Here is a 24896-nt window from a genome sequence, read left to right on the forward strand (position 1 = left end):
GGAGTATTTCAGTATGGGGTAGAGCCAAATTTTTAAGGCTGTACTTAATATTTTTCTTAAGTACCTACCTATGACATCCATGTAGGCAACAAAGAGTAAATTGCCCCTAGGCAGAACCGTTCGGGCAGCGCATGTTTGGCATTTATTCCACGTTATCGCCTATTTATGGGGAATAACCACACTGCATAGGCTCTGCCTTGCCTAAATACCAAACATACTGCTGCAAATTTAACCTCGAAAGATAAACAGGCCCTAATAATGATCAATTATAAATTGATCTATTATCTAATTTTAGGGTCTAGCTCGCCGCTTAAGTATTTAAGGTGCATTTCATCAAGTGAAATTGGCTTAATTTTACTAGCCTGACCAGAAGTACCAAACGAGTTATAGCGTGCAACACAAATCTCTGTCATTGCTTTAGTTGCTTCAGCTAAGTATTTACGTGGATCGAAGTTAGATGGGTTAAGCGCCATATGACGGCGAATTGCACCGGTAGATGCTAAACGTAAATCGGTATCAATATTTACCTTACGAACACCAAACTTAATGCCTTCAACAATCTGTTCAACTGGCACACCATAAGTTTCTGGAATTTCGCCACCATACTGATTAATAATTTCTAACCATTCTTGAGGAACTGAAGATGAACCATGCATCACTAAATGCGTGTTAGGAATACGTGCATGAATCGCTTTAATGCGGTCAATCGCTAAAATGTCATCTGTTGGTGGGCGAGTAAATTTATAAGCTCCGTGCGAAGTACCACATGCAATTGCAAGTGCATCAACATGTGTTTTATTTACAAAGTCAGCCGCTTCTTCAGGGTCTGTTAGCATTTGCTCAGTGGTTAGTAACCCTTCTGCGCCAACACCGTCTTCTTCGCCAGCTTCACCTGTTTCCAGTGAACCAAGTACACCTAGCTCGCCTTCAACCGATACGCCACAAGCATGAGCCATAGCAACAGTTTCGCGCGTTACTTCTATATTGTATTCGTAGCTTGAAGGAGTTTTACCGTCGCTCATTAACGAGCCATCCATCATTACTGATGAAAAACCAAGCTGAATTGAACGCTGACATACACCTGGCGATGTGCCGTGATCTTGGTGCATAACAACGGGGATATGTGGCCATTCTTCAACGGCTGCTAAAATCATATGACGAATAAATGGAGCACCAGCATAAGCACGTGCGCCAGCTGATCCCTGAACGATTACTGGGCTGTTTGTTTTGTCAGCCGCTTCCATTATTGCGCGCATTTGCTCTTGATTGTTAACGTTAAAAGCAGGTACGCCGTAACCATGCTCTGCTGCATGATCTAAAAGTTGTCGCATACTGATTAAAGCCATTGGGTATTCTCCAATTTATCGACAGTAGTTCCCTACCATCTAGTTTGAACGGATGTGTTAGTTTGGCGTTATAACAACGCCACGAAAAACCACTGCTTTGCAGTAATATTCCATCTAAATTAACTATTAAATTAGGGTGAGAGGTATTTAATAATTAATTGTCGGTGAGGGCTATTACCCCCTCACCTTACGCTACTAAAATTACTTAGCGCGCGACTCTAGCATTTCAACTGCTGGAAGTTTTTTGCCTTCTAAAAACTCTAAGAACGCACCACCACCAGTAGAAATATAAGAAACTTTATCGGCAATGCCGTATTTATCAATTGCGGCTAAGGTATCACCACCACCAGCAATTGAAAACGCATTTGAGTTAGCAATTGCTTGTGCAATAGCACGTGTGCCATTACCAAATTGGTCAAACTCGAACACGCCAACAGGGCCATTCCATACAACAGTGCCCGCATTTGCAATAATTTTTGCAAGCTTGCTCGCTGTATCAGGACCAATATCAAAAATCATATCGTCGCTTGTTACTTCGCTTACATCTTTAAGCGTAGCTACAGCAGATTCAGAAAACTCATTACCAACAACTACGTCAGTCGGTACCGGAATTTCACCATTATTAGCAATCGCTGCTGCACATAAGCGGTTAGCTTCATCCATTAAATCTGGTTCGTAAAGCGATTTACCAACTGGGCTACCTGATGCAGCAATAAAGGTATTTGCAATACCGCCACCGGTAACTAATTGGTCAACAATTTTAGAAAGTGAATCTAAAACGGTTAGCTTAGTTGAAACTTTAGAACCACCAACAATCGCCACTAATGGACGAGCTGGGTTATCAAGTGCTTTGCCTAACGCTTCTAGTTCAGCTGATAACAATGGACCTGCACATGCCACATCAGCAAATAAGCCAACGCCATGCGTAGATGCTTGTGCACGGTGAGCCGTACCAAATGCATCCATTACATATACATCACACAGTGCTGCAAGTTGCTTAGATAACGCTTCGTCGTTTTTCTTCTCGCCTTTGTTAAAGCGCACATTTTCAAAAACAACAACTTCGTTATCAGCAATATCAACACCGTTTAGATAATCTTTTTCTAAACGTACAGTTTGCTCAAGGGCATCGTTTAAGTAATCAGCGACAGGTGCTAGCGAAAACGCTTCATCATATTCCCCTTCCGTAGGACGGCCAAGGTGTGACATAACCATTACTTTAGCACCCATCTCAAGCGCTAATTTAATAGTAGGTAGTGCTGCACGAATACGCGCATCTGACGTCACTTTACCTGCTTTAACTGGTACATTTAAATCTTCACGAATTAATACGCGTTTGCCGTTTAAATCTAAATCTGCCATTTTTATGACCGACATGAACATCTCCTTAGTTAACGATACTGAACCTGAAAAATACGTTTAAAATTATTATATTAATAAATTACTTATTCACTGCCATCATAGCACGCGCTGTGTCGAGCATACGATTAGCAAAACCCCATTCGTTATCACACCATACTAATAACTTTATCAGTCGTTTGTGACTGACACGTGTTTGTGTGCCATCAATAATACAAGAATGTGGGTCGTGATTAAAATCAACCGATACAAGCGGCTCTTCGGTATAACTTAAAATACCTTCTAAGCGATCTTTTGCTTGTGCTTTAAGTGCATTATTTACTGCGTTTAAATCTACATCGGTATTAACCGTTACACTTAAATCCATTGCCGTTACATTTATAGTAGGAACACGTACGGCTATAGCTTCAAAACGGCCTTTAAATTTAGGTAAAATACGGTCTATACCACGGGCAAGCTTTGTATCAACTGGAATAATTGATTGGCTTGCAGCACGAGTACGGCGTAAATCATGATGATAACCATCAATCACTTGTTGATCGTTCATCGACGCATGAATAGTTGTAATAGCGCCCGACTCAATACCAAATGCATCATCTAATACTTTAATAACCGGCACTACACAGTTAGTTGTGCACGAGCCGTTAGACACAATTGTGTGCTCGTTTTTAAGCTCATCGTCGTTAATGCCATACACAATCGTTGCATCAACATCGTTATCAGCCGGATGCGAAAACAACACCTTTTTAGCGCCTGCGGTAATATGTAACTGCGCATGTTCACGCGAGTGATAAACACCCGTACATTCAAGTACAACGTCTACATCGAGCGTTTGCCAAGGTAATTCAATTGGGTTTTCTTCACAAAAAAGTGCAATGGTATCGCCTGCAACACTAATGGTGTCTTCACCAAGTTTTACAGGAAAAGAAAAACGACCGTGGGATGTGTCGTATTTTAATAAATGAGCAATAGCTTCAGGATCAGCAAGTTCGTTAATCGCAACAATTTTTATATCGTCGCTCAAACCAGACTCGTATAACGCGCGGACAATATTTCGACCAATACGACCAAAACCATTAATTGCAAGTTTGATTGCCATGAAATATAAAATCCACTCTTTTAGCGTGCAGATAAAGGCAATACGCCTTTTAGATGCCTGTATTGTAATCGACCTTGCATCTGATTATAAGAGGGAAGCATTAGAAACTTTAAATTAAGAGCAAAGAGCTTAGGCATTGCAAGCTCTTCAAGGGTTCTGACTTTTAAAATTAAGTTTTTTATACTAAATTTTTCAATGCGTTAATTATATCTTCTGGCTCAGAACGAGTACGATAATCAACATCAACATAACGCCAAGTCACTTTACCTTGTTTATCTAAAACAAAGGTGGCAGGAATAGGTAAAATACTGCCATTTCCGTTATTCAGTGACTCTAAATCTAGGCCTCGGTCTATTCGCATATGCTCTAGTAAAAATGTAGGTACTTGCCATGCTACGCCGTAGCTTGCTGCTACATCGGCATTTTGATCACTCAGCACTAAAAAATCCATTTTACTTATTTCGTTTTCGCTCATTGAGCCATCGGGTACTTGCGGGCTAATAGCCACCAATTGTGCGCCTAATGCGTGAATTTCAGGTAAACGTGCTTGAAGCGCTTTGAGCTGTAAATTACAGTACGGACACCAACTTCCACGATAAAAAGTAACAACCACAGGCCCTTTAGCAAGTAACTCGGTTAACTGCACCGATTGACCATGCTGATTTGGTAACTCAAAACTTGGTGCGATTTGGTTTAAATCAAGTGCATTAGCACCTTGTTGAAACGCTTTTGCTTGTGCAATCGTTTCATCAACACCTTTCATAAAATCAGGATTACCTTTACGCCCTGCTGCTATTTTTGCCTCAGTTTGTGCTTTTAACGTGTTATTTTCATCGCTCATAATATGGCTACCTTCAAATTAATCAAAAACTTAAAGCCAGCTTACATTATGAAAATGTATTTGAAATGAAAATTTTAACTTATTCATTTACTTCTAAATCAAACACCACGTTTATTGATGATTTAAATGTAATAGTTTCTTGCAGGTATCTACCTTGCTCAAATGGATTTCTAGTAACTTTAGAACCGGTTACAACTATTCTCTCAAAATTATCTGCGCCATAACCATAACTTGAACGGTTAGAATTTGAATTAATGCTGTAAATTTTTCCAAGCTCTGCGCCAAATGCTTTAGCAAGCTTACCCCCTTTAACTATAGCGTTATCTATTGCGCCTTGTGTTGCTTCAGCTTCTAACTGCGCGGCTTTTGAAGACATAAGCTCAATATTCGTCAGTTCATTAATTTTTACACTTAATGCAAAATCGATAAAATCATTCAACTTTTCAATATTTCTTAATGTTACTTTAAGTGTTCTTGTTGCTACATATCCTGCATTAATTGCTGTACCGCTCTCGACATTAAACTTGTCGTCATCATTGTAAGTTAACAGGCTTGTAGCAGAAACATCCGTCTCCTTAACACCGTACTTGCTTAATCCTTTAAGTAACAAATTTACTCGATCATCAACATCACGTTTTGCATCAAGTGATTTGTCTTTAAAGCTTATTACTTCAAAAGAAATCTTAGCCATATCGGGCTTTGCCAATACCTCAGCAGTACCCTGCACTGCAATATGGCGATTAGCAGGTAAGCTTGAATTAGCAAAAGTGATGAGTGGGAATAAGGTTAAGAAAATGGCAGTAATGAGTTTCATATTCGTTCCTTGGAGTAATTAGCTAAATAATGACTACGTAACTGTACCTATAGTCATACGGATAACAATAAAAGTAAACTGCTCTTTATTGTAGGCGGGAGTTTATCTCACGCGGCATAATACCAACCTGCATAAATCTTTGATCAATTTAACAAATTAAATTGCACTATAACGTCGTTAAAAATTTTTTATTTAGAACAACTAGATACAAAAATTTTTGCCTAGTTCTAGCGTAATTTTCTTAATGTTAAATAGACCCCGTATATAAGCAGATTGGTATAAAGCCCCGCCTACAGCCAACCTACATCAACTCGCCTAATTTTAACTCTTTGCCACGGCTTATTTGATGGCACTGGGCTAGCAGTAACTCAGCGGTTGCTTGTGCATCAGTCAGTGCATGATGGCAATGATAGCTTGGTAACTCATAACGTGTGCGGCAAGCATTAAGGGTTAAATCATCTTGTTTTATTTCAGTTGAATGATGCAGTAAGCGCTTTTGTTCAATATGGAGTGTGTCGATTATGAGTTTAGGACGTATAGTTATATTGGCATTTTTAAGCGCTATTTTTAAAAACCCCCAATCGAGCATGGCATTATGAAACACTAAAATACAATCACTAAAGTGGCTGCTTAGTTGCGTTAATATACTGCACAAGCTCTGTCCTTTTGTTATAGCATCATCGCTAATTCCATGAAAAACAGGACTTTGCTCAAGGCTTTTTACGTCTTTATTTATAAGGTGCTGTGACTCGCTCATTTTTATACATTGATTATCTATTATCACCCACGCTACCGATACAATTTCGTGCTGTTTTGCATCAAGCCCAGTGAGCTCTAAATCAATCACCAAATAACGTTGTTGTAAGGCATTTTTACCTAGTAATTTACGGCGCTTTAAATACCGAGTGAGCAGCTTTTTTACCATGTTAGTAATCCATCATTATAAACTGCCGCGAGCAAACTTAAACGCGGCGGCTTGCTGCGCTTGTTTAACAAGGTAAAACGCTTCTTTTAGTTGATGGCGCTCTAGTGAGTTTAATTTATTAGGGTTAATGCAATTACTCGGTAAGCCCTCTTCGTTTATTTGTGTACTCAAACGAAGCTGCGTTAAGAACCGCCAGCAGTCTTTTAGGTTGTATATATCTTCTTTGCTGATCAGTTTATGTTTTAGTAGTGCGTCCAACCGCTCTTGCGTGTTGGCGCGCCTAATACCCGCTTTAAAAGCGTATAACCGCACTATGTCATTTATAATTACGACACCGCGTTTTTTTAAATCTATGTATTTATTATTTTGATCTGTTTTTTCGGTTTTAAATTTATTAAATAAACCAATTGGCACGCTGTTGCTGCTTATATCGGTTGCCATTGCGGCATAGAATAAGTCGTTACGCGATATACGAATTAGTTGCTCGCAAAAAGCGGTGTATAAAGCATTTGAGCCTTCAATAAATCGCAGGTCAAAAAATATTTTACAGTTGAGCATTGCATTAGGAGTAGGGCTTTTTATCCATTTAAAAAAGCGCTCGCTCCAGTCGTTTACGCTCATTCGGCACTCATCGTTGCTTGCCATAATATTACCTGGGCAACGCCTAATGCCGCACTCAACTAAGTTTTCACATACAAACTCTCCCATGCTTTTAAAGTAAGCGTGTTGTTCGGGGGTTAAGTCGTTAGGGAGTAATAAGCCGTTATCTTGATCCGAATGCAGGGTTTGTTCTTCGCGTGCTTGCGAGCCAAAGCAAATAAAACTAAAGCTGGTTGGCGCTGCGCCATGCTCTTCTTGAAATAAGTGAATAAGGCGCGATGTAAGCGCATCGGTTAAACCACTGAGTAATTTACCAATTAATGATATGTCGTCAATGTTGTACGAAAAACTACGCAAAAGTTCGGGAATTTCTTTAGCGTAGCGTTTTAAATCAGTAACAGTATGCGCTTTATATATGCGCCCAATAAGCTGTACGGGGTCACTTTTTTGTTGGCGTAGTAAATCGGTGCTGGTTATCATCCCTATCGGGTTATGGTTTTCGTCAAGCACGGGCAAATGGTGAATATTGTATTTAAGCATTAAGTGCAGCGCCGAAAACACCCGGTTATTTTCAAATATAAACTTGGGCTTGGCGGTCATAATACTGCTTACTGCGTCTTGTGGATCTACTTCGTCGGCAAGTACTCGATTACGTAAGTCGCGGTCAGTCACAACCCCTACTAAGTGCGCGTGCTGCGTTATCATTATTGACGATACACCATGCTCTTTCATTTTTTTAGCGCTTTGCCTAATACTTGCATCGGGCGTAAGCGTAATGGCGGTGCGGGTCATCAGCTCTGATATTTTACGTTCAGACCAGCTATCGTTTTTACTTTTATAATGCGATGACAACAACCGGTTAGCATGAGCGCGTACAAAGTATTGCTCAAACGATTTATATTCTCTGCGTAAAAAATCAAAGTGCGTTTGAGAGAGCATATACACAATGCCCTCTTTTTGTACTTCTAACCTATTTTGAATTGCCTCACCGGTTAACAGCGACGGAAAACCAAAATAGTCACCTTGCGCTAAGCGTGTAACAACATCGCCCTTGCCATCAACGAGGTCGTACAAACCAGAGCGAATTAAAAATAGTTTAGGGTTTTCACTTTGTAACCACTGAGTTTGGTTTTCGCGGGTAAGGTAAATAATATCAAGATGATTTACAAAGTATTCGTATGCGCTGCTATCAAGCAGTGTAAAAGGCGCTTGCAAACAAACGTATTGGGCTATTTCTTGTTGTTCTACACTCATTGTATTCGCTCTTTAAATGGTGATGTACCAATCTAATGTACTTATTTATTAAACAAATAAAAAGCCCGACTAAAGTCGGGCTTTTGATGCTTTATGTTTTCTAAACTATATCTATAAATTGTTGCCTAGTGATCGTGCGCTTCAGCTGACCCTTTAGGGTTACGAATACCTTCTACCATTTCTTGAATTTCAACTGGTGTGGGTTTAGTAAACTTAAGAACAATTGCAGCAACTGCAAAGTTAATAATCATACCAATTAAGCCAATACCTTCAGGCGAAATACCTAAGAACCAGTTTTCAGGGCTGTTTAGCTCTGGGCTAACAAACTTGAAGAAGATGATATACGCAGCGGTAAAGCCAATACCCGTTACCATGCCTGCAATTGCGCCTTCGCGGTTCATTGTTTTAGAGAATATACCCATAATAATTGCTGGGAAGAAACTCGCTGCCGCCAAGCCGAATGCAAATGCCACTACCGATGCCACAAACCCAGGCGGGTTAATACCAAAGTACGCGGAGATAACAATAGCGACCATGGCTGCCAACCTCGCTGCAAGTAACTCTTGCTTGTCGGTAATATCGGGCTTGAGAGTTCGCTTGAGTAAATCGTGCGAAACGGAGGTCGAAATAACCAGTAGTAAACCTGCTGTTGTAGAAAGTGCAGCGGCAATACCACCAGCAGCTACAAGTGCGATTACCCATGCTGGTAAGTTAGCAATCTCTGGATTTGCTAATACCATAATGTCGCGGTCTACGTTTACTTCGTTAGCACTGTTCGGATCGGTGATTTTACCCGCCGTGTAGAACATTTTGCCATCGCCGTTTTTATCATTAAATGTAATTAAACCTGTGCGTTCCCAGTTTTTAATCCATCCTGGTGCTTCTGCGTAAGCTGTACCGCTACCGTCTTTACCATTAATAGTATCAACCATATTTACGCGAGCAAAGGCTGCAACCGCAGGTGCTGTAGTATAAACAATCGCGATGAACACAAGTGTCCATGCTGCAGAAATACGCGTGTCTTTTACGCGAGGTACAGTGAAAAAGCGAACAATTACATGTGGTAAACCAGCAGTACCTACCATTAACGCGCCAGTAATAGCGAACACGTCAATCATGCTCTTAGAGCCTTCGGTATATTGCGCAAAACCAAGTTCAGCGCTTAAGCCGTCTAGTTTATCAAGTACGTACACGCCATCGCTGCCAATTAATGTGGCACCAAAACCGGTTTGTGGGAAAAAGTGACCCGTCATCATCATCGAGATGAAAATAGCTGGTACAAGGTAGGCAAATACAAGTACACAATACTGCGCTACTTGTGTGTAGGTAATACCTTTCATGCCGCCAAGTACCGCATAAAAGAATACAATCACCATACCAATGTAAACACCGGTTTCAATTTCTACTTCTAAAAAGCGTGAAAATACGACGCCTACACCACGCATTTGCCCTGCAATGTAAGTAAAACAAATGAATATGGCACATACAATTGCTACTAAACGCGCGGTGCGTGAATAGTAACGGTCGCCAATAAAGTCAGGAACAGTAAACTTGCCGAATTTACGTAAGTAAGGCGCTAAACACATGGCTAATAGTACATAACCACCTGTCCACCCCATTAAGTAAACGCTGCCATCGTAACCTGCAAACGAAATAATACCCGCCATTGAAATAAACGACGCGGCGCTCATCCAATCGGCAGCCGTTGCCATACCATTAGCAAGAGGAGGTACGCCGCCGCCTGCTACATAAAACTCTTTAGTTGAACCCGCACGGGCCCAAATTGCTATGCCGATATAAAGCGCAAAGCTTAAACCAACAATTATAAACGTGAGTGTTTGAACATCCATTGCTTAGCTCCTATTCGTCTACGCCGTATTTTTTATCTAACGTATTCATTTTGAAAACGTACACAAAAATCAAAGCAACAAAGGTATAAATCGCGCCTTGCTGGGCGAACCAGAAGCCAAGTTTAAACCCAAAAAAACGCACTTCATTAAGTACATCAACCAGTAATATGCCAAAGCCGAAAGACACGATAAACCACACTGCTAATAGTTTAAATAACAGCGAAATGTTTTCTGCCCAATAAGCTTTTGCTTGTTCTTCATCTTTAAAAGCCATTTTTGTTTTCCCCTTTAAGCACCGCAATATCGCGATGAGTGGTTTTTTATCTTCGCTTACCAATTTAGCAACGCTGGTTACATATTGAATTGAGACCATAGTCGTAACAGCTTATTAACGTTTACGTAAACTGTATTTATCATTCAAACGTATTTTATACATTTTCATTTTATTTCAATTGGTTAGCTTAATTTTTTGAATTGGCTTTACTGTTAAATTGGTAAGTTGGTTATTAATGCGACATTAGTCTAATGCTTGCGATGATTTTATTTTTGTTATTAATATTCAATAAGATAGAAATAAAATGAAAGTTTTATTTTAAATTCAAGCCTCACACTTAACCTCAGTTCTGGTATTGTGTTAATCCCTCATAGGGTTGAGGGACTATTTAAAATAATAAGGTTTAATAACAACATGACTGCCGTACTCATTATTGTTGCTTTAAGTTATATAGGTGTGCTGTTTTGGCTCGCCAATTGGGGCGATAAAACAACCCCTTTGGCAAAGCGTATTAGCCATCACCCTTTTGTGTATTCACTCTCACTTGGGATTTACTGTACCTCTTGGACTTACTACGGCTCAGTGGGTACAGCCGCCACCAGTAGTTGGAGTTATTTGCCAATATTATTGGGCCCTGCGCTGCTGTTTTTATTCGGCCAAGGGTTTTTACGTAAGCTGGTACTGGTAAGCAAAAAACAAAACATAACGACTATTGCTGACTTTATTTCAGCTCGTTACGGCAAACGCCAAACTACCGCTATTATGGTTACTGTAATCGCCTTACTAGCGACTATTCCCTATATTGCACTGCAATTAAAAGCGCTTAGTACCAGCTTTTTACTTTTGCAAAACAGTAATAAAATATCAGGCGATATGCTCGCGCTTTCTGCCACATTAATTATGGCCTTATTTGCAATATTTTTTGGTACCCGCAAAGTGGACGTAACAGAGTATCGCTCTGGGTTAATGCTTGCTGTCGCGTTTGAATCGATGATTAAACTTATTGCACTTATTGCTGTAGCAGGCCTTGCTGTTTACACCTTATTTAATATGCCAGAGCCTACTTCAAATAAAGTAACCGAGTCGATTTGGGCCCATTGGAGCGACTTTAACTTTTTTAGTTTTAACTTTATTGGCCAGTCTTTAATGGCTGCGGCGGCTATTATATGTTTACCACGCCAGTTCCATGTAACCGTGGTCGACAACCAAAACAAACGCCACTTACTTACCGCTCGCTGGGCTTTTCCGCTGTATTTACTATTAACTGCCGCAATGATTTTACCTATTGCGACTGCGGCAATTCATCCTGAAATTGGCAGCGGCTATTCACCCGACAGCTTTGTACTTGCCCTACCGTTAATTAACGACAACGCCTTTTTAACTACCTTTGTATTTATAGGTGGTTTATCGGCCGCCACCGCAATGATAGTGGTAGCAACGCTTACATTAAGCACGATGATTTCAAACGATGTGGTATTACCCCTAATGCTACGTCGTAAATTTAAACGCAACTTAATTACTACCAGTTATAAGTCTCGAATTTTACTTGTAAGGCGCTTTGCTATTGCAGGCATATTAATTTTGGCCTATTTCTATCAACAATGGTTTGGCCATAGCAGCGCGCTGGCAAGTATGGGCTTAGTTGCTTTTTCACTTGTTACTCAATTATTACCCGCTATTGTGGGTGGTTTATACTGGCGAAAAGGCCATGCTTATGGGGTTTATGCAGGTTTAGTGGCGGGCTTTATTTGCTGGGTACTCTTTTTAATGCTGCCAATACTCGATGCCGGAGCAACGCTTGATAGCGAGCTACAACAAACGCTTATAACGCGTGGAACCTTGATAGCTTTGTTTGCCAATATTGGGTGTTATATTAGTTTTTCACTTGGGGCTGAAGAGCGCTTAATTGATAAGATTCAGGCAGCTGCTTTTGTTAACCCTAAAGATCAGGCTATTTTATCAAGGCGCTTAAATAAAGACGTAAAAGCCACTGTTTACGACTTTAAAATACTCCTGCAAACCTTTTTAGGTATTCAGCGCAGCCAACAAGTATTGGCGCATTACGCACTCGCCCATCACTTAAGCGATAACAACGCACACCCAGAGCCTGAATTTATAGCCTACTGCGAACGCGCGTTAACAGGCGTGCTTGGCGCATCGTCAGCGCAAGCATTAATACATACGGTATCGTCGGGTAAGCGTATGGCGTTTGAAGAAGTTGTAAACTTTTTTGACGAAACCACACAAGCGCTGCAATTTAATCAAAATCTGTTATTTACCTCACTCGAAAATTTAAGCCATGGTATTTCAGTTGTCGATAAAGATTTAAAGCTAGTAGCTTGGAATAAACGCTACAGCGAAATGTTCGGCTACCCTGAAGGATTTTTAGAAGTAGGCCAACCCATAGAAGATATTATTAGATACAACGCTAACCGTGGTGAATGTGGCCCTGGCGAAATAGAACGCCAAGTAGAAAAACGTGTGCAGCATTTAAAATACGGCAGCTCGCATCACTTTATTCGCCACCGTCGTAATGGCCAAGTATACGAAATGATTGGTAATCCGCTGCCCGATGGCGGATTTGTTACCAGCTTTTCGGATATTACCAATCACATAAGTACGCAAAATGCGCTTGAAGAAGTAAACATGGATCTTGAAAACCGCATAGAAGCGCGAACTCAAGAAGTGCAAACCATTAATAGAGACTTACAAGCTCAAATAGATAGCCGTGTACAAACCGAGCAAGCACTTACTTTAGCCAAACGAGAAGCAGAGCAAGCCAACGACAGTAAAACGCGCTTTTTAGCACTGGCGAGCCACGACATTTTACAGCCGTTAAACGCAGCACGTTTATACCTTGCTGCCATTGACGAAAAGCAACTCGACAGCACTAACCAAAACAGCTTTGAAAAATTAGGCGACAGTCTCGATTCAACCGTGCACTTAATGTCGGCACTACTTGAAATAGCCAAGCTAGAACAAGGCGCTATGACCCCAACCCCTCGCCATTTTTATATTGAAGATATTTTAGCGCCACTGCAAAGTGAATACGCTATTTTATCAAGTGATAAAGGCCTTAAGCTTAGTGTGCGTTCTAACCAACAAATTGTGCACAGCGATATAACCTATTTACGCCGAATTATTCAAAACTTGGTCTCTAATGCAGTTAAATACACCGATAATGGCCGTGTATTAATTGCCTGTAGGAACCGAAAGCACAATTTACGAATAGAAGTATGGGATACAGGCCCTGGTATTAGCGAAGTAGAGCAAGCTAAAATATTTAACGACTTTTACCGTGTTGAGTCGGGCGATAACAAAGGCGTAGGCTTAGGCTTAGGTGTTGTAAAACGTATGGCTGACTTATTAAGTTTGCCGCTTGATGTGCATTCTGAGCCCAATAAAGGTAGCCGTTTTAGCATTGAAGTACCTTATGGTGACGAGCAGTTTGTACAACAAAAAAGTACGACAAACAGCCTAATAGAAAACCGTGCAGCAATTAATATTGTTGCCGTAGACGACGACCCTGAAAACCTAGCTGCAATGGCAAGCTTACTTAAAAAGTGGCAAGCTAATTACACGCTATTTGATAATGTAAATAATGTACTGGCGCACGCTAAGCAAAACGGTGCACCCGATGTTATTTTAATGGACTACCAATTAGGCAATGACTGCGATGGCATAACGCTAATTAAAACCCTGCGCGAAATTTGGCAAAGCCAAGTACCTGCTATTTTAATTACCGCAGTACGCGACACCGAGCTTAAACAAGAAACCAAAGCCGCTAATATTCATTATTTAAGTAAGCCAATTAAACCGGGCAAACTAAAAGCACTGCTTAATCACAGTACATAATAAGCTAGTAAAAAGTGTTCTAGTTAAAAGTATTCTAGTTAAAAGCTATCAAGTAATAGCGTAAAACAAAAAGCCCAGTATCTTCACTGGGCTTTGCTTTATAAAGTATTCATAAAGTTAAACTTGATTTACTCGGCTTCTAAGCTTTTGGAACAACCAACTTAACCCCACCAACGAAAGCCCTAATCCAATAAACGAAAGCGCTTTAAGTAAGCCCTCCAAGTTAGCCATATCAATTAAAAACACTTTAACAATAACGGCAGCTAGTATGCCTAGGCCTACTTTTTGTATTAATAATTGATTTTTTAAATGACCAAAAATAACAGTACCCGCCCCCATTACTAACCAAATAACAGAGTAGCTATAAAGCTCTGCATTACTTGCGCCTTTTGATAAGTAAATATAAGGCCCTTGCCAGTATTGGCGAATAAAGCTGTTTATTGCCAATAATATAAACCCACCCGCAACGGCCAATATAAATGGCGTAGCTTTAGCGTTTATTGGTTTTACAAGCTTGGCCAGCCAAAGCGTTAATCCTGCAGGTACTAACCACAATAGTAATAACCAGTTAAATATTGGCAGCTCACCTATGTAAAGTGATTCAAATAATGGGTTGTCGTCAAGCAGTGTTTTAATAGCAAAAAGCCCTGCTAACCCTACAAGTGCAAAGCCCGCCACTTGGTATAACTTAGCTAAAGTACCGGCAAGTTTTGCTCTATGTAAATACACGCACCCTAATGCCAGCCAGTTACAGGTAAGGAGTATTTGTTCATAAAAATTAAGTGAATCAAATTGCGGATAATGCCCTACTAACTGATAACTTGTTTCGGTTGTAATAAAAAGCGCTAAACAATGAAGGGCTGCACCTTCCAGCCATATTTTAAGTTTTGATGAGTCAAAGCACTTAGCTGCGGCAAAAAATAACGCGATACATAACGGATAAACCACAATACTCCAATGCAAACCAAATACCGTTAGCGCATCGTAGCTTGGCGTCCAAGGTGAAAGCGTTAAGCGCAGTAATAACGCAGCAACCAAGGCTTTTATAGGCCAATGTGGCATAGGCACGCTATAGCGTTTAATAAGTACGCTTATAAGTAATACTTGTACAGCAAGAGCAATGGTTAGGCCGCTGTCACTTAGTAGCATGGTAATTGCTAACGTAATATTGGCATTAGCGCCTACCCAATAAGTAAAACACTGAAATAGCGTTGTATTATGTTGCACGGGATGCTGCGCGAGCTTTATTAAAATAGCCGCCACTACAAACAATACAACGGCCCAAAGTGGATATGCAGTACTTAACGCGGAATTAGGAATAAGCGTATATAAAGTCGCTATCATTACAAATACACTAAATGCCCCCGTAATATGAAACGCTAAACGCTTAATCTGTTTTTTACCGTAATAAAGCCCAAAAGCGGTAAGTAACAATCCGAGAAATAAACCCAAACCATACTCATTTTTGAATATAAAGAGTGCGTCATCAAATAGGTTTGGCGAAAGATGCGTGCGCTGAGCGCCTATCACTAATAGTGTTGAAATAACTAACGCTACACCCTGCCAAATATCCCAACGGCTATTTTTAAGGACTAAAAACAACACCAATACAATACACAACACGCCGATTGTTTGCCACTGCATATCAAAGTGACTTATTAGCATGGTAAATATTAAGGGCGCCATAAAGGCGAGTAATAATGCATGATCTGGAAGCACTTTAATTAAGCGTTTTAAACTGTGCGGGCGATGTTCAATAACATTCAGTTTTAGACCTAAGCGCGGTATAGCAATTAACCCAATAATACTAAGTAAAGCAAATGCCCCCATTAACCAAACGGTATTAATTTTAAGTAATGTAAAACCAACTAAATACCAACCAATATGCCCTGCCCATAATAAATACCACAACCAAGCTCGCTGTACTTTATGTGCAACTAACGCAGCCGACAAACTTACAAAGCCAACATACATAAATAATGCAAACAAGTTACCACTGCCAGTGCTAACCCATATTGGTACACTATAAGCGCCAATAATACCTAATACCGCTAATAATGGGCCTAACCTAAGTGCCATCGCACTTGCGCTAATTGCTATAATAGCTAACGCAAAAAATGCCACGGTAGGGCTAAGCATATCGTAGCTACTGTAAGCTAAAAGCGTTAAAGCAAAACAGGTAATAAACCCGCCGCTTGCAAGCGCTGCGGGTATGTAATTATTAAAGCCTTCAAATACAATGCGTTTATGGTGTAAATAAGCTGCGGCTGCAATTAGGCCAAGCCCAAATAAGCCACCTAAACTCAACCTCATTACAGGCGATAATAATCCAGCTTCTAGGCTGTATTTAGCTAAAAATATGCCCCCAAACGCAAGCGCTATTGCGCCTATCCAGGTCATCCAGTTCTCTTCAAACCCTGCGCGTAATTTATTAAATAGTAATTCTATGGCTGATGCTTCAGCTGGTTTGGCTTTTTTAGGAGGCGCTGATAGCTGATTTATTACAGGTGGCGACAAGTTTTGGGGCGTTAAGTTTGGCTGTGCTTTATGAGCAATTGGCTCTGATCTTGAAAGCGCTGCCTGAGCCGTAGATGCTTCACTTTGAGGTTCACTTTGCGATATCGATTTATGTGTTTGTAGATGTGTTATTTTGGCCCTTAAAACAGCAACTTCTTGTTTTAATCCATTTAACTGCACTAGCGCTATTAAGCCGCAAATAGCACCGGCAACTACAACCAGTATTACTATGACGGCTAACCCAACTAAATCATCCATGGCACACTCTTATTAATTATTATGCCCTGAGTGTACCTAATTATTAATGAGTAGGTAAATTTTGTTCAATAAAAAAGCCTAAGTACTTAAAGTGCTTAGGCTTTATGCTACTTAATATGTTTAGATTTATTCAACACTATCGGTAATAGTGCGCTCTAGGGTCATTTTATAACCTGAGCTTGTTGTTTCATCATGCTCTAAAATCAATATGTAGTTACCCTCTTGTGTAAAGTCCATATCGCTTTGCTGAATAAGCACAATTTGCTGGCCATTATCTTCGTAAACAACATAAACCGTGTAAATTTCGTTATCTACAACCTGTTCTTCTTGGTCATACTTATCTAGGCCATCGACTACGTTACTGGTGTCGTCTACCGTTTCGCCGTTAAGTGTAAAGTACACATCAACATCTGAAACCGACTGCCCTGCGTAGCTTTCAATTAGGTTTACAACCGATACCGTATGGCTGTAACTACTTGGTGTTAGGTTTTCTTCAACGCTCATCATACGTAAACCGTTATCAACGTCGTTATAAAAAATACCCACCGCACTTTGCTCACGCTCTAGCGTCATTAAAAAGTTATCAGCTAGTTTTGTACCTTCTTCGTCGTACATCGCTACGCTGTAACTATTGGGCGAAAGTTCAACATAATCGGTATAAGAGTCACTAGCGACTGTATTTGTTGTGTTTACAGTTGTACCGCGTGTAGCAGAAAAGCTCACTGGTGAGTAGTCATCGACCGTATTTATAAAGCGTAATTGCCCCAGTGCAGATTGATGTTTAAGCTCAGTAACGTAGTTATTATCGGTTACTACATCAAGCGTAATACCGCCTTCTTCTGTAGCATAACTTGGGCGGATCATTGCTACATAACTTGCTTCATCGTATAAATAAACAGATGACGACTCGTACACAACATCACTGCTGCCCGCTTCTGTTATGTAAATAGTGTAATAGCCTTCATCAATGCTTTGCAGATCTAACTCACTTAAATATTGAGCCGATGAAAAAAGTGTCGCGCTTTCAAATACGCCATCATCAGTTGCTAAATAAATATCGTAGTTAGTGTCCTCCCCTGCAATATTGTAAAACCCTAAGTTAAACTCACCCGTATCGCTTGTAATAGGTACGCTAAGCTCTGTAAATGTAGGCTCATCAAAGTTGCCGCTCATTACTACTAACTGTGTTTTGTCACCTTTAATAGAAATTTCTTGGTCGCTAATTGTTATATAGCTGTCGTTAGCATCTAGGTATTCAAAACTTACATCATAAGTGCCTGTGCTGTAGTTATGGCGAGTAGTTACATCGGCAAAATCAGCGCCTGAGCGCTCTGTTTCTTCAACAAACAAACGTGTGTATGGGCTATTGTAAGAGCCGTTATACAATTGGATGTAACCTGTAGAGCTTGAGCTATCATCAGAGCCGCAGCCCGACAAAATAGTAATTAGACTTAAGGGTAATGCAGCTTTTAAAAGGGAGTTGGTCATTAAGGTTATTCCTTATTATTAATATCCCCATTATGACCCAAACATTCTATTTTAATTTCATGATTTACAAAGCATTACCCTCACTGACATTTCCTTACGAAAACGTTAAAAAGTGTAGTAAATGTGCAAACAATAAGGACGTGTTTTTATATAATTAAAAACGCTTACGGGGCAATTTCAAAACGATCTCGGCCACTCTTCTTAGCTAAATATAAAGCTTGATCAGCGCGCTTCATTACTTTATCTAAAGGCTCATTAGGCGTTTGCATTGCAACACCTATACTTACTGTTAAGTGGCGAGAATTTTGAACATTTATGGTGTGCGCAAGATCAATTAATTGCTGCGAAAAATCACATGCTTGCGTCATATTATTTGTAGGCAAGTATCCACCAAATTCTTCACCACCGAGGCGAGCAAATTTGTTTTGGTGCGTAAAAGCATTGTCGTATTTAGTTGCTAGTTCTTTAAGCACTACATCACCAACATCATGACCAAATTCATCATTAATTGCTTTAAAGTGGTCTATATCTACAATTAAAATAACGTAAGGTGAGTGCTGAGCATCTTTAGCGTGCTGATAAAAATAACGTCTGTTATGTACCTTGGTTAAATCATCAATAATTAGCTCACGCGCTAATCGATTATTAATACTTTGTATAAAGCGCATCGTTTTAAATAAACCATAGGAAGTTAAAAGCATGCCGCTGGTTCTGCATAAATCTTCAAAATAAATACTTACCCAGTAAGGCTGTATCACTATCTCATCGATTAAATCAGCTGTATTACCCATGGACCAGAGCATTAATCCGAGAGTCGAAAATGTATATGCAAGCTTTGAAAGTTTGGAGCACTGAACCATCCAAAATAAAAAAATAAGAACAATTAAATTAATAAAATCAGTTGTAAAACCGTAAACATTATTTTGAACTTGTAAGGGAGGAAAGTTAGTTAGGGAGTAGGCTGAAAAAATAACAATATAAGCTAATAAAAATAGGCTTACAGTTTTATTTTTCCAGCTCATTTTAAAAAAATTAGAAAGCCTGATAGTGAGTTTTACAGTTTCAATCATATTAACCCTAAGCTTTTCGATACTATATTAAAAAACTATAGCACATTACCAAAAAGGCTTATTAGAATAAGGTGGTTAATAACCTTTAATAATGAGCTTAAATCACCAAGCTTAATCCCCAAACTCCTAACACAAGTAACGTTATTAAAACCATTGCCTTAGTTTTGTGTTTACTAATGATTCGCTCAGCTTCATTACCTGCATAATAAACAATAATAGCCAAACCAAAGTAACGAATAGAACGCGCAATACCTGAGGCCAATAAAAATAGCCAAATAGAGTACTTAGTCGCGCCTGCAGCAAGCATCGCTATTTGAAACGGAATAGGCACTATGCCTAGTGTTATTACAAACCAAAAACCTTGATCTTGCATTTGCTGTTTAACGTTTTCAAATTGCTCAGGGCTCGAAAACGTATTAATAATCCAATCGCCAACCGCATCAAATAAATAATAACCCAACGCATAACCAAACAATGCGCCCACTATGCAGCCCAAGGTCGCCATTAATGCTATAAGCCATAGCTTTTCTCGACGAGCCTGCATAAGAGGCACAAGCACTGCTTCAAGTGGAATAGGAACTATGGTTGACTCTAAAAACGACGCCACTGTAATACCGCTAAGCATATGCTTAGAGTCAATAAAATTACGCGTTTTTTCTTTTAGCTTTTTTTGAATGGCCATAGTAAATCCTTTTCACTTATCAGTAAGAACAAGAGTATTCAATAAGCCAATAATTACACATTTAGGTTAATACACGCTGAAAACAGTGTACTAAATTTATCAGGTCCTACTGCATTAACAAATTAGTAATATCCATAAGAATATTTTATTATGTGCCCATGCAGTTAGATTCCCTATCACAGTAGTTATTAATTTATGCAAAGTGCGCGTTTTATTCCCTTTAGAAAGCAAGATATTGTTGATATGTGTAGCGAAGAGCTTAAAAGCAGTACACAAAAAACATCGTTTAAACAATTTTGCGATTTACTAGCAAGCCTTATTCATTACGATTACCACTCAACACTTGAGTCACTTAAAAACAACTACGCCCCTTTTGATCCCAACAGTGACACGCGATCGTTAGCGCCAGTATCGGCGGATCAAAAAGCGCAGTGCCAACATGAGTTTGCTAAAGATTTTGCTAAGGTGCTTAATGCCGCTAATTTTGAAGTGATCACCAATGAAGACTTACAAGATGCATTAAATGAAGAGTCATTATTTAAGGTGCGCCTTGAAGTTGAATTTGACGACTTTGAAGAAGTGGTATTTTATCGCCGTGGCGAGTCGCAACTCACTGAAACTATTACCAGCTTTTGGGGCTTGCGTAAAAAGCCGCTGCACTTTACTAATTACGACCGTGTTGCCGTGTTTATTCGCTTTAAAGATAGCGCTTATTTTGAAGCTAAAAATAAAACGCCAATGGGATTTGAGCCAAGCTCAACCATAGTAAAGCTGTTTCAAAATGTGCCAAAGGCCGATCTCGAAATGCTATTTCCTAATAGCGAAGTACGCATGCGCCCTATTGATAAAGCAATTATTGGCTCATCGGCTTTAGTTGGCGGTGCAGTGGTACTTATAACTAAACTTGGCGCATCAATCGTATTATTGCTTGCTCTGTTTGCTTTTTGGGGTGGTTTTAGAAGTGAAGCTGTAGAAATGACCCAACAACATTTTATTACCTTTGCTATTGGCATGGGAGTATTTGGCAGCTTTATTTTTAAAGAATGGAGTAAGTTTAAAAACCGTAAAATTAAATTTATGAAAGCGCTTAGCGATAACCTCTACTTTAAAAACCTTGATAATAACGCGGGTGTTTTTCACACGCTTATTGACGCTGCCGAAGAAGAAGACATAAAAGAAGCGCTGCTTGCGTATACCTTTTTACTAAAATCAGAAAGCGGCTTAACCGCCCAAACGCTTGATGAACAAATAGAGCATTGGTTTAAAAGCAAATACCAGTGCGATCTTGATTTTGAAATTAGCGACGCACTTGAAAAGCTGGTACGTATGCGTTTGGTAACGTGCACTAGTGATGTGTATAGCGCAATAAATTTAGAACACGCAAAAACGATATTAGATGAGCGTTGGGATAATCTGTTTCAATATAATTAATGTAGTATTTTTGCTAAATAATACCCAAATAAAAAAGCAGCTGTAAGTACAGCTGCTTTTTTTATTACATTATCAATAGCTAATATTTAAGCTAATTCAGCTTCTGCTTTTTTAGTAAATTTAGAATGTACTAACTTATAAAGCGCGGGCAATATTAATAGTGTCAGTAGAGTTGATGAAATAATCCCGCCAACCACTACTGTCGCGAGAGGTTTTTGCATTTCAGAACCTGTTCCCGAATTAAGCGCCATAGGTATAAAGCCTAAACTTGCCACCAGCGCTGTCATCAGTACTGGGCGCAGGCGCTGTAGTGCACCACTGTGAATTGCATCAAACAAACTTAAACCATCGCTTCGTAACTGCTTTATAAACGACAGCATAACTACGCCGTTTAATACCGCTACACCACTTAGGGCAATAAAGCCAACACCTGCTGATATTGAAAGCGGCATATCGCGCAGCAATAACGCAAGCACACCACCCGTTAATGCCAGTGGCACACCACTAAATATAATCAATGAATCGCGAAGCGATCCAAAGGCGCTATACAGTAAGCCAAATATAAGCAATAAAGTGACCGGCACAACTAATGATAATCGCTTACTTGCCGATTGTAGCTGCTCAAACGTGCCTCCGTATTCAAGCCAATAGCCACTTGGTAAGTTAAGTGATTCATTCATGCTCGCTTGCGCATCACTTACAAAGCTTGCTAAATCGCGCCCCTCTACATTGGCAGTTACTACTACATTGCGCTTACCACTTTCGCGGTTTATTTGATTAGGCCCTTTTTCAATGCTGATTGTTGCTACTTCGCCAAGCGGTACAAATGCAAGTTCTGGGTTACTATCTTTAGGTAAAGCAACTGGCAAACGAGCAAGTGCTGATACATCGCTAGACCAACGTTTATCAAGGCGCACTAATAACGAAAAACGTTTATCGCCTTCGTAAATTAGTCCGGTTTGCACACCACCAACAGCGGCGGCAAGTGTTTGTTGAATATCGTTTACGCTTAAACCCAATAACGCCATATGGTCGCGCATTGGTGTTACCGAGAGTGTTGGCAATCCTTCCATTTGCTCCAAACGTACATCGGTAGCGCCTGCAATATTACGCATTAGCCCTGTGGCTTTTTCGCCAAACTCTTTAAGTACGCTTAAGTCGTCACCATAAATACGCAGTGCCACATCGGCGCGCACGCCAGCAATTAACTCGTTAAAGCGCATTTCTATTGGTTGTGTAAATTCGTAATTATTACCAGGGACATCGTTAACACGGGTACGAATTTGTTGAACCAACTCTGCTTTAGTGAGTGCTGGATTAGGCCACTCATCTTGCGGTTTGAGTATTAAAAAAGTATCGGCAACATTGGGCGGCATAGGATCGCTTGCTACATCGGCAGTACCAATTTTTGAAAATACGTTAGCAACTTCAGGCTGATCTAATATGGCTTGCTCAAGCTCTTTTTGCATTTGCACAGATTGCTCAATACCGGTGCCAGTAATGCGCAGCGCGTGCATGGCAATATCGCCTTCATCAAGTTTCGGTAAAAATTCTGCGCCCATGTTTTTAACTTTAAAACCAAGCACCAATACTAATGCCGTGGCAATACCCACCATCAACCACGGTAATTTAAGCGATATACCAAGTAATGGCTTATACACTTTTTTAACGCCGCGCATGACTGCATTTTCGGTTTCATCAACCTTACCGCGAACAAACACTGCAATAGCAGCAGGTACAAAGGTAACGCCAAATATAAGCGCGCCAATTAACGCCGCAACTACAGTAAATGCCATTGGCTGAAACATTTTGCCTTCAACGCCGCTTAGTGCAAATAAAGGTAAGTAAACCAGCATAATAATAACAATGCCAAACACAGCCGGTGTAAATACTTCTTTGGTGGCTGCGGTCACTACATTTAAACGCTCGTTTAAAGTAAGTAGCCTGCCATGTTTATGCTGAGCTACACCGAGTTGGCGCAGGCAGTTTTCAACTACAATTACAGCACCATCAACAATTAAACCAAAGTCGATTGCGCCTAGGCTCATTAGGTTACCCGATACGCGATTACCTACCATACCTGTAACGGCAAACAACATACTCAACGGAATAACCATTGCCGTAATAAGCGCGCCCGTTACATTACCCAGCAGTAATAGCAAAATTACTATCACTAAAATGGCACCTTCAAATAAGTTGGTTTGCACGGTTGCTATGGTTTTATCAACAAGAGTAGTACGGTCGTAAACTGCCTCAACAATAACGCCAGCGGGTAAGCTTTTTTGCACATCAATTAACTTATCAGCCATAGCTTTTGCCACTACGCGGCTGTTTTCGCCAATTAGCATCATGGCGGTGCCGAGCACGGTTTCTTCGCCGTTATAAGTGGCCGCGCCGGTTCTAAGCTCTTTGCCTAAAAGCACGTTAGCCACATCTTTAATGCGTACAGGTGCATCGTCGCGCTTAGCTATAACGGTATTGGCTATGTCTTCTAGCGTTTTAAGCTGCCCAGGCGAGCGTACTAAATATTGCCCGTCAAAGCGCTCAATATAACCTGCGCCTCGGTTACTGTTATTAACCTCAAGTGCACTAATTACATCGCTAATAGTAAGCTTATAGGCAATGAGTTTTTCGGGCACTGGCGCTACTTGGTATTGGCGCTCAAAACCACCTTGGCTGTTTATTTCGGTAACGCCTTTTACTTTTAAAAGCTGCGGACGAATAACCCAATCTTGCAAAGTGCGTAAGTCTTCGGCGTTGTAAGCAGTGCCATCTTCTTTTAACGCATTAGGCGCGGCGTGCACACTATAAGTAAATATTTCGCCTAAACCACTGGCAATAGGACCCAAGTTTGGCTCTACGTTATTAGGTAAGTCGGAGCGAATACTTTGAATACGCTCACCAATTTGCTGACGCGCCCAATAAATATCGGTGCCTTCATTAAAAATAACCGTTACTTGCGAAAGCCCATAACGCGAAAGCGAACGGGTGTAATCAAGCTTAGGTATGCCCGCCATGGCGGTTTCTACCAAATAAGTAATGCGTTGCTCTACCTCTAATGGCGTAAAACCCTGCGCTTTGGTATTAATTTGCACTTGTACGTTGGTTATATCGGGTACTGCGTCTACCGCTAAATTTTGAATGTTGTATACACCAAATCCAGCAAATAAAAATGTAAGCGCAAGCACCAGCATGCGGCGTTTAACCGCAAAAGAAACTATCCAATTAATCAT

16 protein-coding genes are annotated in these 24896 nt (G+C 40.3%); 2 read left to right on the forward strand and 14 right to left on the reverse strand.

Features of this window, described 5'->3' with window-relative positions:
- Positions 1–281: 281 nt before the first annotated feature.
- From fba to I6F42_RS14250, 9 genes are all read right to left on the reverse strand, one after another.
- Positions 282–1346, reverse strand: a complete 1065-nt coding sequence (gene fba / locus I6F42_RS14210) for a class II fructose-bisphosphate aldolase (protein ID WP_197152563.1) — start codon at positions 1344–1346, stop codon at positions 282–284.
- A 201-nt stretch (positions 1347–1547) separates the two neighbouring features.
- Positions 1548–2723, reverse strand: coding sequence for a phosphoglycerate kinase (locus I6F42_RS14215; RefSeq protein ID WP_007587175.1), 1176 nt, complete (start codon positions 2721–2723; stop codon positions 1548–1550).
- Between the two features lie 64 nt (positions 2724–2787).
- Complete coding sequence (gene epd / locus I6F42_RS14220; RefSeq protein ID WP_007587176.1) at positions 2788–3804, reverse strand: erythrose-4-phosphate dehydrogenase; 1017 nt, start codon at positions 3802–3804, stop codon at positions 2788–2790.
- Between the two features lie 178 nt (positions 3805–3982).
- A complete protein-coding gene (locus I6F42_RS14225; RefSeq protein WP_197152564.1) occupies positions 3983–4645 on the reverse strand; it encodes a peroxiredoxin-like family protein in 663 nt (220 codons plus the stop codon).
- A 79-nt stretch (positions 4646–4724) separates the two neighbouring features.
- A complete protein-coding gene (locus I6F42_RS14230; protein ID WP_165741135.1) occupies positions 4725–5459 on the reverse strand; it encodes an SIMPL domain-containing protein in 735 nt (244 codons plus the stop codon).
- Between the two features lie 301 nt (positions 5460–5760).
- Positions 5761–6384 (reverse strand): 3'-5' exonuclease, encoded by a 624-nt coding sequence (locus I6F42_RS14235; RefSeq protein ID WP_197152565.1) that lies wholly within the window; start codon positions 6382–6384, stop codon positions 5761–5763.
- A 15-nt stretch (positions 6385–6399) separates the two neighbouring features.
- Positions 6400–8238 (reverse strand): DUF294 nucleotidyltransferase-like domain-containing protein, encoded by a 1839-nt coding sequence (locus I6F42_RS14240; protein ID WP_197152571.1) that lies wholly within the window; start codon positions 8236–8238, stop codon positions 6400–6402.
- A 125-nt stretch (positions 8239–8363) separates the two neighbouring features.
- Positions 8364–10088, reverse strand: a complete 1725-nt coding sequence (locus I6F42_RS14245) for a sodium:solute symporter family protein (RefSeq protein WP_197152573.1) — start codon at positions 10086–10088, stop codon at positions 8364–8366.
- Positions 10089–10098: 10 nt separating this feature from the next.
- Positions 10099–10362, reverse strand: a complete 264-nt coding sequence (locus I6F42_RS14250) for a DUF4212 domain-containing protein (RefSeq protein ID WP_007377498.1) — start codon at positions 10360–10362, stop codon at positions 10099–10101.
- Positions 10363–10776: 414 nt separating this feature from the next.
- Between I6F42_RS14250 and I6F42_RS14255 the strand changes: the two genes are divergently transcribed.
- Positions 10777–14217, forward strand: a complete 3441-nt coding sequence (locus tag I6F42_RS14255; protein ID WP_165722053.1) for a PAS-domain containing protein — start codon at positions 10777–10779, stop codon at positions 14215–14217.
- A 117-nt stretch (positions 14218–14334) separates the two neighbouring features.
- Here the strand turns inward: I6F42_RS14255 and I6F42_RS14260 are convergent, their stop codons facing one another.
- The 4 genes from I6F42_RS14260 to I6F42_RS14275 form a co-directional block, all read right to left on the reverse strand.
- A complete protein-coding gene (locus I6F42_RS14260) occupies positions 14335–16992 on the reverse strand; it encodes a DUF2339 domain-containing protein (protein WP_197152575.1) in 2658 nt (885 codons plus the stop codon).
- A 126-nt stretch (positions 16993–17118) separates the two neighbouring features.
- On the reverse strand, positions 17119–18480 hold the full coding sequence (locus tag I6F42_RS14265) for a hypothetical protein (RefSeq protein ID WP_010554602.1): 1362 nt from the start codon (positions 18478–18480) through the stop codon (positions 17119–17121).
- 164 nt (positions 18481–18644) lie between these two features.
- Positions 18645–19550: a GGDEF domain-containing protein gene (locus I6F42_RS14270; RefSeq protein ID WP_010554603.1), complete on the reverse strand. Its 906-nt coding sequence runs from the start codon at positions 19548–19550 to the stop codon at positions 18645–18647.
- Between the two features lie 97 nt (positions 19551–19647).
- A complete protein-coding gene (locus I6F42_RS14275; RefSeq protein ID WP_010554604.1) occupies positions 19648–20232 on the reverse strand; it encodes a YqaA family protein in 585 nt (194 codons plus the stop codon).
- A 195-nt stretch (positions 20233–20427) separates the two neighbouring features.
- On the opposite strand from I6F42_RS14275, the gene I6F42_RS14280 reads away from it, so the two are divergent.
- Complete coding sequence (locus I6F42_RS14280; protein WP_010554605.1) at positions 20428–21663, forward strand: TMEM143 family protein; 1236 nt, start codon at positions 20428–20430, stop codon at positions 21661–21663.
- 86 nt (positions 21664–21749) lie between these two features.
- Here I6F42_RS14280 and I6F42_RS14285 read toward each other — a convergent pair whose 3' ends face one another.
- Positions 21750–24896 (reverse strand): efflux RND transporter permease subunit, encoded by a 3147-nt coding sequence (locus I6F42_RS14285; protein WP_197152576.1) that lies wholly within the window; start codon positions 24894–24896, stop codon positions 21750–21752.

The sequence above is a fragment of the Pseudoalteromonas sp. SWYJZ12 genome, from assembly GCF_015864395.1.
GTDB lineage: Bacteria > Pseudomonadota > Gammaproteobacteria > Enterobacterales > Alteromonadaceae > Pseudoalteromonas > Pseudoalteromonas arctica.

What these genes read in the sequence shown, in the direction of transcription:
- fba (WP_197152563.1), bottom strand. Translation starts at nt 1,346, where the DNA reads ATGGCTTTAATCAGTATGCGACAACTTTTAGATCATGCAGCAGAGCAT.
- I6F42_RS14215 (WP_007587175.1), bottom strand. Translation starts at nt 2,723, where the DNA reads ATGTCGGTCATAAAAATGGCAGATTTAGATTTAAACGGCAAACGCGTA.
- epd (WP_007587176.1), bottom strand. Translation starts at nt 3,804, where the DNA reads ATGGCAATCAAACTTGCAATTAATGGTTTTGGTCGTATTGGTCGAAAT.
- I6F42_RS14225 (WP_197152564.1), bottom strand. Translation starts at nt 4,645, where the DNA reads ATGAGCGATGAAAATAACACGTTAAAAGCACAAACTGAGGCAAAAATA.
- I6F42_RS14230 (WP_165741135.1), bottom strand. Translation starts at nt 5,459, where the DNA reads ATGAAACTCATTACTGCCATTTTCTTAACCTTATTCCCACTCATCACT.
- I6F42_RS14235 (WP_197152565.1), bottom strand. Translation starts at nt 6,384, where the DNA reads ATGGTAAAAAAGCTGCTCACTCGGTATTTAAAGCGCCGTAAATTACTA.
- I6F42_RS14240 (WP_197152571.1), bottom strand. Translation starts at nt 8,238, where the DNA reads ATGAGTGTAGAACAACAAGAAATAGCCCAATACGTTTGTTTGCAAGCG.
- I6F42_RS14245 (WP_197152573.1), bottom strand. Translation starts at nt 10,088, where the DNA reads ATGGATGTTCAAACACTCACGTTTATAATTGTTGGTTTAAGCTTTGCG.
- I6F42_RS14250 (WP_007377498.1), bottom strand. Translation starts at nt 10,362, where the DNA reads ATGGCTTTTAAAGATGAAGAACAAGCAAAAGCTTATTGGGCAGAAAAC.
- I6F42_RS14255 (WP_165722053.1), top strand. Translation starts at nt 10,777, where the DNA reads ATGACTGCCGTACTCATTATTGTTGCTTTAAGTTATATAGGTGTGCTG.
- I6F42_RS14260 (WP_197152575.1), bottom strand. Translation starts at nt 16,992, where the DNA reads ATGGATGATTTAGTTGGGTTAGCCGTCATAGTAATACTGGTTGTAGTT.
- I6F42_RS14265 (WP_010554602.1), bottom strand. Translation starts at nt 18,480, where the DNA reads ATGACCAACTCCCTTTTAAAAGCTGCATTACCCTTAAGTCTAATTACT.
- I6F42_RS14270 (WP_010554603.1), bottom strand. Translation starts at nt 19,550, where the DNA reads ATGATTGAAACTGTAAAACTCACTATCAGGCTTTCTAATTTTTTTAAA.
- I6F42_RS14275 (WP_010554604.1), bottom strand. Translation starts at nt 20,232, where the DNA reads ATGGCCATTCAAAAAAAGCTAAAAGAAAAAACGCGTAATTTTATTGAC.
- I6F42_RS14280 (WP_010554605.1), top strand. Translation starts at nt 20,428, where the DNA reads ATGCAAAGTGCGCGTTTTATTCCCTTTAGAAAGCAAGATATTGTTGAT.
- I6F42_RS14285 (WP_197152576.1), bottom strand. Translation starts at nt 24,896, where the DNA reads ATGATTAATTGGATAGTTTCTTTTGCGGTTAAACGCCGCATGCTGGTG.